The sequence below is a fragment of the Paraburkholderia sp. RL18-101-BIB-B genome (assembly GCF_046026985.1).
Classification (GTDB): Bacteria; Pseudomonadota; Gammaproteobacteria; order Burkholderiales; family Burkholderiaceae; genus Paraburkholderia.
Window position 1 is genome coordinate 1 of record NZ_JARESV010000099.1, and the last position, 11,033, is coordinate 11,033.

The window sequence follows — 11,033 nt, forward strand, 5'->3', positions numbered from 1 at the left end:
GGGGGGGGGGGGGCCCGCGCCCCCCCCACCAGATAACATGCGTTTAGCCTGACGCCCCCCGAGCAGTCGCGAGCACGCCGCAAGGCGATGTTCGTCTCCTGCTCTCGTCAGTCGCGTCGATCACACTCCTGACGACAGCGGATTCACCGCGGAGCTTGCGCGGGCGGATCCGTAATATACCGTCACGCGGATTTCAGGATCGTCACGTTGTCGGCGTCCACGCGCGTGAGCAGATCGAGCCGATCGCCAAGCTTGCGCCATGCCTCCATCTGCTCCTCTTTCTTGACGGCGCGCTGGTACACCCGCCTCATGCGGTTCTCATCCAGGTGGTTTAGGCACTTCTCGATGACATCGGGACGCACGCCCAGTTCTCCCATGAGCGTGGCACCGGTACGGCGCAGGTCGTGTGGCGTCCAGTTACCGCCCGGCAGGCATCAGGGTGTTGGTCAGCTTGGTCCCATTGGTCTTTTCCTTGCCACGTTGACGATCATGCAATTGCTTGGTGATCGATTTGGGTGTCACGGTGCCTTCAATCCGATGAGACGGAAAGAGGCGCACCGGATCGGCCGACGACGCCAGTAATGCCTGCAGGTGGCGCTTCGCACAGTCGCTGAGATAGATCGTGTGGGGCTTTCTGTTCTTCGTCTCAGGCAGAACCCAGACGCCGGCCCGGAGGTCGATATCGGCCTTCGCCGCTCCGGTAAGTTCACCGATGCGGCAGCGGGTCGAGAGCATGACCCACACCGCGTGAGTTGTGGAATCCAGCAGATTGGCGGCGGCAAGCCGGCCTGGCAGCAGGCGGATGACCCGGTCGCGCTCAGTCTCCTTGCCGCCCACGTCGCTTTTCTTGATGCCGAAGGTCGGGTCCACCAGCACGATCTCGCGCACCAGCGCAAAGCCGAACATCTGGCGCAGCTCAGACAGCAGTCGGTTAGCAAGGCGATTGGCACCACGCGCTTTCACCGTGTCGAGGATATCCATGACGTCGCGGCGCCTGATGTCATCCGCGTACCGGTTGCCGATTGATGGCAGCACGTCCTTTTCCAGTCCGCGCCGCGTTTCCGCGCCGCGGTCCTTGCGGCCCACGAGTTCGAGCTCGGCCCAGCGCTCGAAGAGAGCCCGGACGGTTAGGCGCCGCTCGCGTGCCGCCAGCGCTTCACGCTCGCGCTGCAGCGCGTCTGCCGCAGCCACGCGGGCGTCCTCGATCTGTTTCTGGATGTCGATACCGCTGCGTGCGAGCGCGCGGATTTCGGCAGCCCGCTCGCGCGCCGTCGCCAACGAGCAGTGCCCTTTGCCAGTCCCGTAGGGCTCGGGCAGGCGGTATTCGCGCTCACGTCCTTCGATCATGTAGAGGACGCACCAGACCGCAGTGCCGGTGGGGGCGATGCGCAGCCGCAATCCAGTGTCGGCGGTCAGCTTGCGTGGCTTGCCGTCGCTCACACGCTGCGCCGCAATCGCGGCCTCGATATCCCGCACGGTCAGTTTTGTCATGTTGGTATCCCTGGTCCGGATGCGGACGTGCGCCGCCCGTACCTGAAATCTACCCGAAAATGCGCCGGATCACACCATGATTTTGCGAACTTTGGCGAACGACGAAAATGCATTTAAGTTAGGTAAATCAATGGGTTGCATGATATATCGAACGCTCGCGGACACTGGCGAACGTGCATATACCGTTATGGGGTGCAGGTGGTCGGAGGTTCAAATCCTCTCGCCCCGACCAAGATCAAAGCCGCACGCCGTAAGGCGGTGCGGCTTTTTCTTTGGTGCCTGAAATTTGGTCAAAGCAGAAAGAATATTAGAAATTTCTAATATTCAGGCCGCGTCACCCTGCGGAAGGTGCAGTACAACGGTCGACACCGGCACCTCCCGCGATTTGATATACCCCTGAGTCGTCGAGCGGTCGGTGTGCGCGCCGGCCACCTGCAGCGCGTCCAGATCATAGCCCGCCCGTTTGGCATCCGTCATTGCCTTTGCCCGGATATCCTTGATCGTATAGGGCTTGTCTGCGAGGCCGGCCCGTGCCATTGCCCCTTCCCAGGCGTCACGGCATGCCTGATCTGTCTTCGGGTTGCCACGCCTGTCCCGGATCACATACTTCTGGCCAAATGCAGGTGCGAGAAGCTTCGCACGACCAAGCACGGCATTGATGTCGGGCATCAATGGCCAGTCGACCGCCTCACCGCTCGAGTCTTCCGTCTTCGACGGAAGAAGGTGGATCACGCCGGCCTCGCTGTCGATCTGCTCCCAGGTCAGCGTGCGAATGTCCGTGGAACGCTGGCAGGTCAGAAAGCACAGGTCGATCATGCATTGCATCATCGGGCCGGTGGGCACGCTCCCGGTTACCTCGCGCGCTTGGGGCGTACCTTCGTACAGAGTGAAGGAATACTTAAGGAGCCATTCGCGGATGGCCATGAAGTGGTCGTCACGAATATAGACGTTGCGCTTTTTCGGTTTTTTGATCTTGACCTCACGCGTCGTGTTGACGATGGCATGTTTTTTTCGCACCGCCCAACTGAAAAACGTCGAGAGCCACGCCTTCATTGCTCTTTGGGTTGGCAATTTGTCCGGCCAGTTGTTGAGCAGGAAATCCTCAACGGCTGCAGCGTCGATACGTTCAACGTTCCAGTCACGGAAATAACTGCGTACACCTTCGCCGCGGCGTTTCCACTCGTCACGGTACGATGCGGCGTAGGTGGACGCCTTCTGGTCCATGTACGTGGAAATGATTGCCGGAAGATTGCCGCGCCCCTCAAACACCGGCTAGAACCGACGCTTTTCTTCTGCCAGGCGTTCGAGCATTTTCAGGTCACCCTCGAGGACCTTCGACAGACGAATCCATCGGTTGTCGGGTCGGACCCAATAGTACGACGCGCCTTTCTCGTAGACCCGGCCCGGCAATCCATCGGGCCGGGTCCTTCGCCTCGCGTTCATGATTCACCCCTTGCGCAAAAGATAAACAGGCGGAGTCGGGTCTCTCGGCAGTGACACGGTCCTGAGCCCGGCCCGACGCTCCTGCAAGGCCTAGAATGTATCCCAGGTAAGCACGACAGCGTTTTTTTGCCGGAACCATTCGGCCTGCTTTGAATATCGCTGTTTGCCGGTCACGCGTTTCAGCTCTTCATTCGTCATCAGTCGGTCGGCCATGTTGTTGCCTCCAGCGAATCTTTTTGTGCGAGGACGGGCATCGGCTCGTATTCCTGGTCTCGTGGTCCTTGAGCCAAGTACGCACTCACGTCATCTGCATCGTGAGAACATTTGGTCTTCGTCTTGATCGAGGCCAGTATTTCGGCGCGTTGATGTTGCAGAAGAATGGAGCCCGGAGGACGAATCAGTGCGAGGCAAGTTGATCTCCGCAGCGCGAGCAAATCGTTGATTTCGAGTTGATACACCGGTGCCACAAGATCAGGGCGACCGGACTTACGCAGCATCATCACCGCACGGGATGCAGCATGCGAGAGTTCAACTCGCAGGCGTTCTGCGGAGTCCGAGTCCACAGCGCCCGGAAACTCGACAGTGGTCACCGCAGTCCTTCCCATAAGGTCTTCGAGAAGTTCCGACAGTGGGGCCGATGCGAAGTGACGGACGACGTCCGCCGCTTCCATCTTCAGTTGAGCTTTGCGCAAATCGAAGGTATTCCACGGGCAACTAGTGCTAACGATCCCGAGTTTCGACGCGGATTTCCACACCAACCTGAACATCCGGATGGCAGAGTCGGGTTGGCCTGGACGAACGGCGCCTCCGTACCACCGCAGAAACACACCCTCGCCCGTGATCTCCTCAAGCTTGGGGTCCCCGTGTTCAGTGAAAAAAACCCGGAGTGTTTCCATTTCGCTGCGCCGGCGAGCGGTGGCCTGTCTGCTTGCCAAGGGCAATGAGCACTGTTCAAAGCCGTGAAGAAGTTCGATTGCAGTCGCGGGACGAGCGAGCGCGACGCGCGATTGCTGTTCGTGAACCCATTGCGCACAGGCAAGCTCAAAGTTCTGGCCCAGTACAAGTTTTGAGCCGTCCTTGCGCAGCAGATAATAGGTGACTGCCCCGTTTCGATCGCGGCGCGCGCGCATCCCTTTCGGACGATCAGTTCTCCGTGGCATCTGACTTTCTCCGGGTTGTATAGACAAGTGAAATATCAGGGCGGAGGTGGCCCAGTTCTTGGGACAAAATCTCCAGGCAGTCCAATGGATCCAGGCCCATGCTCAAGAGCGTCTCGAGACGAGCTTGTGCGTAGCGGTGCCGCAGGCCGTGGAACCCGTAAGAAAAACCCAGTGTCCGATTGCTGGCTGATGAAAAGGATTGCGAAGTAGCTTGTCCACCACCAACCTGGAAACGTACTTTTCGATGCACCTGGCGATCGATGACGAGGGTGGGCGTGTCGAGCCGCAGAGACTGTAGTCGCACATGCAATTCAAGAGGAATCAGAATGCTGCGCGCCAGCCCACCTTTGCCGATGACCCGGTAGATGACGCCCTCAGGCATCCCGGTGAACAGATCATTGCGCCACGGACGGTTCGGCTCTCGCGCAAGTTCGTGGGCCTCCCGCAGTTCGTACAGCTCTGCGGCCCGGACACCTGCGTGAAACGCAATCCGGGTTGCGAGCGCATTGTGCGGTGCCTGACGACCTGCGATCCGCTCCATCTCATCAAGCGTATATGCCCGTCCCTCGGTGATAGTCGGAACCTCGGCGTCGAAGTGAGTCAGGGCTACGCTGAACACCAGACTCAACGCCTGGCGATGCTGATCCAAGGTTTTCTGGCGCCAACGCGAGCTCTCATGAAGCAGGTAAGCTTCCATTTCTGCGCGCGTGACTGGCCAGTCAATACTGACATTTTGTGCAATCCGCCACCGCAGGAAATCCCGCAGGCACTGCTCGAAGTTGCGCGCAGTGCCAACGGACGTGATCACGTTATCGACCAGACTGCCAAGCGCAGGCTTCGATTGCCCCAGGGCCAGGACAGCCGAGATACGTGAGCGTGCAAACTGTTCGGCGGAGATCGGTTTTCTGGTCATTTCGATTTCTCCCACGCGAAATGCAGTCCAAGCGTCTTGAGGAAGCGCTGGACTGTCGATTTGTGAACCTTGATCTGAAACCGCGCTTCGATGTTGTCGGCGAGTTTCTGAAGCGAATAGGCGCGCCTGTCCGACGCCTTCAGGCGGGCCGTTGTGAACCGGCGGATCTGATCAACAATCGGTGACCGGTTCAGCCTGGAGTGTTTGTTGCGTGTGCGCATGCATCGACCTCTGTAAAGGAAGTGTCGCATCCCCGAGGGGGGATGCAACCCGCGCGGCTAATGCCGCCGCCGCCACGAGTGGACGACGGGTCAGGAACTTTTGCGGGTTGATGCGGAGCCCTGACCAGGGGCAGCGACTGCGGCGCGAGAGCCATTTCTAGTGACGAGCAGGATGCTCTGGCACATGCTTGATGAGTTGCGGTCTCTTGAGGGGGCGGCGGATCACATCGGAAGTGCGATCCCAATTGCTCTGCGCTCCAGGCCCGAACGACGCTACGCCACGTCCGTCGAACATGTCTCTGCATGGGACGTCGAAGCACGCCAGCAATTGGCCTGGATGATTTTCTGGTCGGGAGGAAACGCCAACCCACCTCTCAGGCGAGAAGCAGGTATCGTCTTCGAAAAAAGACGGATTTTACTTGTATGAGCTGCCCGTCCTGGGCGGATGAGCAGTCTTTGATAGGTTAATTCTGAAGCGGTGTCCCGGAGGACTCATGCTGGACTAGCAGCTGGTGACAAGTATATAAGTAAAAAAAGATTTTGTGGCATACCTGCTTCGCTGTTGTCTGGATGCAACATGTCGTACTGCGAGGGATCGCGCGGTAGTTCATAGAAGCTTCGAGGAGAGCACAACCGGTTCCATGGCAGCTCCGGTGTACCTGTCTTGGTGAGGCAGTTTCTCTTCGGGGCCGTTCACACTATCTGAATCCTTTGACAACGAGCGCGAAATTGATGAAAGCGAGGAGCATGAGGTCCAGCGTGTCGAATCGGGAGAAGACACGATGGAAGTTTTTGGGGCAACGAACCCGGCGTTCGACTTCGAGTCTGCGCTTGTGCATTTCGCGGTCGAATTCCCATGGTTCAGGAAGGTTGGTTGTTGGGTGGAACAACAGGGATGAAGCCGGGGGCGAGGCGCGAGTTGTCGCGTCTTGTCGCCTTCATATACCTTCTCCATGAGTGGGGGCAGCCACCGATCGGACCGCACAAGGCTTTGCAACAGGGCTCGCCTTCGTGGTCCATTACCCGCCTGACCCGGAGAGAGTGCGAACATTATTGTTGTTCGAGCATCCGCGGTAACCATGTGAATCCTGGTGGTCCATCCACGTCGTGATTTTCCGATTGCTTGAGGTCCGTTTTCTTCCCTCGCTGTCATCCATCGAAACCGCCTTGCTCCAGATACGAACGATCTGGTCGCGCTGCAATTCCGTGAAGATGCGAATCTGTGGGAACAGTCCCTAGGACGGTTCTTCTTCAGAGGTCCGCGATGAGCCCGGCATGTAGTCGGCCAGAGCGTTGGTGAAGAAGTCGTCTCCCAGTTCTCCTTTGATGGGTTTGCTTTTGGGAGACGGCACTATTCTCATCTTGGTGCCGTCTGACCGGGAGGTTGTGCTGCCCAGGATGTTAGTGAGCCCGATACTCTCGAGCATGGCCCCGAGCTCGGCGAGATGTTTGATGAGATCTGCGCGCCGCCGTGGGGAAGGCTCACGGTCAAGACGGTCGGTCAGGTTGGGCTGGCCGGCCGAATTTGTCGTGACCTGAATTTTGTGCGATTTCATGAGCGCGCCTTGCACGCCGATTGCCCTGCCAGTAGAAAACCGATGGCATTTGTAAAACGGGGTTGATCCAGAAGCTTGACCTTACACCCAAGTACGTCGCGCAGAGTAGAGAGGTAGTAGTGCCCCGCGCCTCCCGCAGCGAATACGGTGAGATCCTCGGTTGTCCGGAGCGTGGTAAGAACCGACCGGCAAACCGGGATCGTGACGTGAACGGCGTCCTGCAAATACGGCTTGAGGTCGATCTGCTCGCCGTTGTGATAGAGGGGGGTGCCTTGAGCTATCGCACGGTCGATCCGGTCAATATTGGTGAAGCGCCCTTTAAAGTTAGCTTGCAGTCGCGATGCAATTTCGCGAAGGACAAGGGCTGCGCCTCCTGGCAAACCGCCGCAGCGCTGACGATCGATTTTAAAGCTGGCCGAAGATACGAACGTGTCCGTCGTACCCCAGCCCGAGTCGATGACCGCGCACGATGTCCCGCTCACAAATGCATCCGGAGCTGTCGCGCGCAAATACGCGTACGAGCCGAGCGGCTGAGGGAGAACCGCGACATCGTTGATCGTGAATGTGCCATGCCCAAAGCTGTGAACACCGCGAAATTTCTTGATCAGCAGCGACGCGTAGGCGTGGAACGTGTGAAATGGGAGACCCAACGTCAGCAGGTCGATATTCCTGAAGCCACACTTGACGAGTGCGGCCAGGACCAGGGTGCGGTACTCTTCGGTCGTCGCGAAGTCGTCGTTTTCGCTGCGGGTCGTGCTGGTCGAGACAACTTCGCTATCCAACGTATCGACCAGAAAGCTCTCGCCTCCCTCTAGGTCGATTCTGACATCAGCCTCGCGCACTCCGATTCCCTCCATGCCAGCCGTCAACGCGGTCTGCGGCGCGCGAACGCTAACAGACGGAAAGCTCCCGGTTGAGACCTCTCCATCGTGCATGAATGCGTACTTGGTCGAGGAGTAGCCGACATCGACCCCGATAGCTACCGGTTTTTGAATCCCAAAGGTGGGTTCGTTAAACATGAGTTGCGCTCCTGTCGTCGTTGAAAATCAGGTTAGTTGTGGAGAGTTCCTGGTGGACGTGCACTCCCCGCGGGTTTGTCTTGCACCAATGCAAGTGGCGTCCGGAATATTCGCCAAGGGGTGCTTAGGTCCGTCGTGCGTGTCTTGCATGTTGCCGCTCAACCGGCGAATCGCAAGCGATGCTGCCGATTGAGCGTAATACTGGTAAAGCTCCATCGCCTGAGCGAACAGGATCAGTCGATGCACTGAGTGAAAGATGGCCGGCGTAGTGCCGTGCGTGTCCCCTCGAGAACACGACTTGCCGCGGTCATGCAATTACGGAGAGCGTCGCGCGCGCGGCCAACGTGCGACGCCTTAGAGTCGATTGAATTGCGAAGGCGAATTTTGATTCGCTGTTTTTAGGCAGCGGAGCGACGAGCGCAATGCGCAGAGAGGATGCATCGCGTCGAAGTTTGCTGATGCGCGGTTAGGCCAAAGGCCCGGCCCGGTTTGTCTGTCGGTCTCGTGGGTGAAAAGGTCACGCCAGCGAGACGTATACGTTACGTTGGGATTTGGATTTCGGGGAAAGTCGCCCGAAACGTATGAATCATTCATACGCGGACACGATGCGCGTCGGTGGCCCGTACGCGCATTGCAATGATTCCCACCCGGTGACGGAGTGCTATTGCATGGTCAACGGCTAGGTCGAACCACTTGACCTAAACAATTCGGCTTCATATGAGCACTCAGTCGTGCTCCTACATCGGGGTGGTCGATCGGTTGATCAACCTCATGCCGGTGTGCGGCGGTATTTGAGCGAAAAGATTAACCGATGTGATCTGAGCGTGCAAGAGAAATTTTCCGCGCCAAGGAGTACGTTCGACTACGAAAAATTTCCGGCATGAACAGGACGAATCGCGTTTGTGGTCGGCGTGATGACGGCGTGAAGAAGGGAGGACCTCTGTTGAGATGGCAGTCACACGCACGGCGTTGCGTATAAGGATGACGGTCGCGCTGGGCGGCATCTCGCTCAGGCTCTTTGGTATTGAGGTTCCGACGATTTACGTGCGGTCGTGTATCCCTGACACAGCCGTTTTCTCTGGTTGGAAATATATCTATATCAGCGATGTTGAATGACGTTTTGTATGTGCTGTTGAGACCCGCTTAACTACGGCCGCGCATCCTGGCGAGTGCATTGAACATAAGTGGCACATAGGTTGTACTTGTTTGTCTCGGCGAAGGGATTTTTTGCTCTTTACTGATCTAGGTACCACCTTAGTGGCACTTTGCTCGATAGATCCCGGCATCACGTCGGCACCGGCGGGCGTTACACGACCGCTGGAGCATGGCTTGTCCGACAGACGACAGATGGCGGATGGCAGACGGAGGGAAGGGCTGGGGTGATGACCGCGTAGTTGGGCCATATGAGGCGTGTCAAATCAACGCGGTGTCGACCGGCTCGCTTCTTTAACTCCTGCCGCTTGGCCACTGGCATGAACTCCTGTGCTCCGCGATTCACTCGTCGGTGATAGTCAGGCAAGCGGCAAACGACCGCTGAAGGTGTCCATCTCGCTCGTTGCGTTTAGTGCAGTCGATTGCGCAGATCAAGGAGCGGAGGAAATCCTTGAAACCCTTGTCTGGCATAGACTAGGGCGAATCAAAACGGATTGGAACGGACCCTGACACAGCCGTATTCATTGTGATTTTCGACACTCGTTCATTCTTCGCCTCCCTTCGCCGGTCGACCGCTGGTGGACAGCAAAATGGTCTGCGTTGACTCGGATGTGGCAGATGCTGCACTCGGTCATGGTGAGCCAGGAGTCCGGGCACGTGTACGCGAATGTCATCGCTGTGTTAACACCTGCTATCACGGCATTCGCGTGGGGGGCCGTGCCACGGCGACACGGGTGGGGCGCAGGGCGCAGTTTTGTGCGTAGGTCCAACTCAACCGGTGGATTCCGGATGCGCCTGCGCCAAGTGTGCTCGAGCGGCTTACCGGCACGTACCAGGCTGCTTTCGGCGCCAAGTGCTCGGTCAAGCTGCGGCGCGACAACCAGCTCATGCTGCACTTTCCAGAGGCTCCCGCAGAAGTTTTAACTCCGTTCAAAGGTCTTCAGTTTCGCAACCCGAAATGGCCACAAAGGACATTCGAGTTCGTGATGGAAGACGGGCGAGTGACCGCATTGAGGCACTGGAACTCGGTCGCCGAGTTTGTTTTGACTCGGGTTGAGAATGCTGAATCCGCCGATACGATGGAGGACGAAGAGCCGATCGCTGATTGAACGATGCGGCCCATCATCCTCGACAGGAGCTGTATCGAGGAATGCGCTGGCGGTTGAGATCGGGCGAGCTTGTTCGGGCCCACTCTGCTTAAGGGATCCAGCTCATGTCGAACCACATAGGAAGGCCGCATTGGTTGGGTCCAGACATCCACCCAAATGCATCACGCAGAACTCTGCCGCCTGTCACGCTGTCATCAATGCACGATGGTCAAGGATTCTTAAAGCTTGCCGCCTGAGAGATGGAGCCAACGACGATGACGATAGCTGCAAGTCCGATTGATCCGATCACTGGTATTCTCGAAGCTTTCAAATCCAACAATGTCGTCGCTATTTGCGACGGGGGCCACGGATGTAAACAGGCTTATGCGTTCCGAATTTCGCTGATCCGGGACCCCAGATTTGCTTACATCGTGAACGATATCGTAGTTGAAAGCGGCAATTCCCTTTATCAGGGGATGATGGACCGGTTCGTTGCGGGAGAAGACGTACCCGAAAATCAACTCCGCCAAGCTTGGCAAAACACTACGCAACCCCACGATGTGTGGGATCGCCCAGTCTTTGAGGGGCTTTTTCGTCAAGTACGCGAAGTGAATGCCTTGCTCCCTAAAGACCGTCAGATTCGTGTCTTGCTGGGCGATTCGCCAATCGACTGGTCGAAAATCAAAAACGCTGAGGAGTTCGATGAAGCTTGGAGAACTGTAGGCGACCGCAACAGCTGTGCGAAATATCGCCGCTGTCGTGTGGAAATAAATATGCAGCGAGCTTGCTTAAGTGCTTCATCAGGACTCCACTAGATTGATGTTGTAGATGCCACCTTGAGTCGGTGGATGCGCCGCATAACTGGCGCAACTCCAGTGTTATGCCCAGATTGCTGAACGCAAATTCATGCGCGTGCATCGCTAACGGTCAAATGTCTCGTCAATATCCGGTCAATGGCCACGAAAGTGCAATAGCAACGCATGTGGGTTT

Annotated in this window: 11 protein-coding genes; 2 read left to right on the forward strand and 9 right to left on the reverse strand. The window is 57.5% G+C overall.

Annotated elements, in window-relative coordinates; translation table 11 throughout:
• Positions 1 to 182 precede the first annotated feature (182 nt).
• The 9 genes from P0D73_RS45245 to P0D73_RS45285 all read right to left on the reverse strand — a co-directional run bounded on the left by P0D73_RS45245 (position 183) and on the right by P0D73_RS45285 (position 7,803).
• Entirely contained in the window at positions 183 to 377 is a 195-nt protein-coding gene (locus P0D73_RS45245; RefSeq protein WP_408320814.1) for a site-specific integrase, read from the reverse strand.
• A gap of 40 nt (positions 378 to 417) precedes the next feature.
• Positions 418 to 1,491: a tyrosine-type recombinase/integrase gene (locus P0D73_RS45250; protein ID WP_408320812.1), complete on the reverse strand. Its 1,074-nt coding sequence runs from the start codon at positions 1,489 to 1,491 to the stop codon at positions 418 to 420.
• Between the two features lie 324 nt (positions 1,492 to 1,815).
• Positions 1,816 to 2,715, reverse strand: a complete 900-nt coding sequence (locus P0D73_RS45255) for a tyrosine-type recombinase/integrase (RefSeq protein ID WP_408320810.1) — start codon at positions 2,713 to 2,715, stop codon at positions 1,816 to 1,818.
• Between the two features lie 309 nt (positions 2,716 to 3,024).
• A complete protein-coding gene (locus P0D73_RS45260) occupies positions 3,025 to 3,147 on the reverse strand; it encodes a DUF4224 domain-containing protein (protein WP_408320809.1) in 123 nt (40 codons plus the stop codon).
• Positions 3,132 to 4,094 carry a hypothetical protein gene (locus tag P0D73_RS45265; protein WP_408320807.1) on the reverse strand — a complete coding sequence of 321 codons (963 nt, stop codon included), beginning with the start codon at positions 4,092 to 4,094 and terminating at the stop codon, positions 3,132 to 3,134. Before P0D73_RS45265 ends, P0D73_RS45260 begins: the two co-directional genes overlap by 16 nt.
• Complete coding sequence (locus P0D73_RS45270) at positions 4,078 to 5,007, reverse strand: site-specific integrase (protein WP_408320805.1); 930 nt, start codon at positions 5,005 to 5,007, stop codon at positions 4,078 to 4,080. The genes P0D73_RS45265 and P0D73_RS45270 overlap by 17 nt, the downstream gene beginning before the upstream one ends.
• Complete coding sequence (locus tag P0D73_RS45275; protein WP_408320803.1) at positions 5,004 to 5,228, reverse strand: hypothetical protein; 225 nt, start codon at positions 5,226 to 5,228, stop codon at positions 5,004 to 5,006. Before P0D73_RS45275 ends, P0D73_RS45270 begins: the two co-directional genes overlap by 4 nt.
• 1,235 nt (positions 5,229 to 6,463) lie before the next feature.
• Entirely contained in the window at positions 6,464 to 6,784 is a 321-nt protein-coding gene (locus tag P0D73_RS45280; RefSeq protein ID WP_408320801.1) for a hypothetical protein, read from the reverse strand.
• Positions 6,781 to 7,803, reverse strand: coding sequence for a ParM/StbA family protein (locus tag P0D73_RS45285; protein WP_408320799.1), 1,023 nt, complete (start codon positions 7,801 to 7,803; stop codon positions 6,781 to 6,783). Before P0D73_RS45285 ends, P0D73_RS45280 begins: the two co-directional genes overlap by 4 nt.
• 1,958 nt (positions 7,804 to 9,761) lie before the next feature.
• Here P0D73_RS45285 and P0D73_RS45290 point away from each other — a divergent pair.
• Together P0D73_RS45290 and P0D73_RS45295 are read left to right on the forward strand one after the other, a co-directional pair.
• Positions 9,762 to 10,064, forward strand: a complete 303-nt coding sequence (locus P0D73_RS45290) for a hypothetical protein (protein WP_408320797.1) — start codon at positions 9,762 to 9,764, stop codon at positions 10,062 to 10,064.
• 254 nt (positions 10,065 to 10,318) lie between these two features.
• Positions 10,319 to 10,858, forward strand: a complete 540-nt coding sequence (locus tag P0D73_RS45295; protein ID WP_408320795.1) for a hypothetical protein — start codon at positions 10,319 to 10,321, stop codon at positions 10,856 to 10,858.
• Positions 10,859 to 11,033: the final 175 nt, after the last annotated feature.

Excerpts from the sequence above, each read along its gene's own strand:
- P0D73_RS45255 (WP_408320810.1), bottom strand. The coding sequence starts at position 2,715 with ATGGACCAGAAGGCGTCCACCTACGCCGCATCGTACCGTGACGAGTGG.
- P0D73_RS45275 (WP_408320803.1), bottom strand. The coding sequence starts at position 5,228 with ATGCGCACACGCAACAAACACTCCAGGCTGAACCGGTCACCGATTGTT.
- P0D73_RS45295 (WP_408320795.1), top strand. The coding sequence starts at position 10,319 with ATGACGATAGCTGCAAGTCCGATTGATCCGATCACTGGTATTCTCGAA.
- P0D73_RS45280 (WP_408320801.1), bottom strand. The coding sequence starts at position 6,784 with ATGAAATCGCACAAAATTCAGGTCACGACAAATTCGGCCGGCCAGCCC.
- P0D73_RS45270 (WP_408320805.1), bottom strand. The coding sequence starts at position 5,007 with ATGACCAGAAAACCGATCTCCGCCGAACAGTTTGCACGCTCACGTATC.
- P0D73_RS45260 (WP_408320809.1), bottom strand. The coding sequence starts at position 3,147 with ATGGCCGACCGACTGATGACGAATGAAGAGCTGAAACGCGTGACCGGC.
- P0D73_RS45285 (WP_408320799.1), bottom strand. The coding sequence starts at position 7,803 with ATGTTTAACGAACCCACCTTTGGGATTCAAAAACCGGTAGCTATCGGG.
- P0D73_RS45265 (WP_408320807.1), bottom strand. The coding sequence starts at position 4,094 with ATGCCACGGAGAACTGATCGTCCGAAAGGGATGCGCGCGCGCCGCGAT.
- P0D73_RS45245 (WP_408320814.1), bottom strand. The coding sequence starts at position 377 with ATGGGAGAACTGGGCGTGCGTCCCGATGTCATCGAGAAGTGCCTAAAC.
- P0D73_RS45250 (WP_408320812.1), bottom strand. The coding sequence starts at position 1,491 with ATGACAAAACTGACCGTGCGGGATATCGAGGCCGCGATTGCGGCGCAG.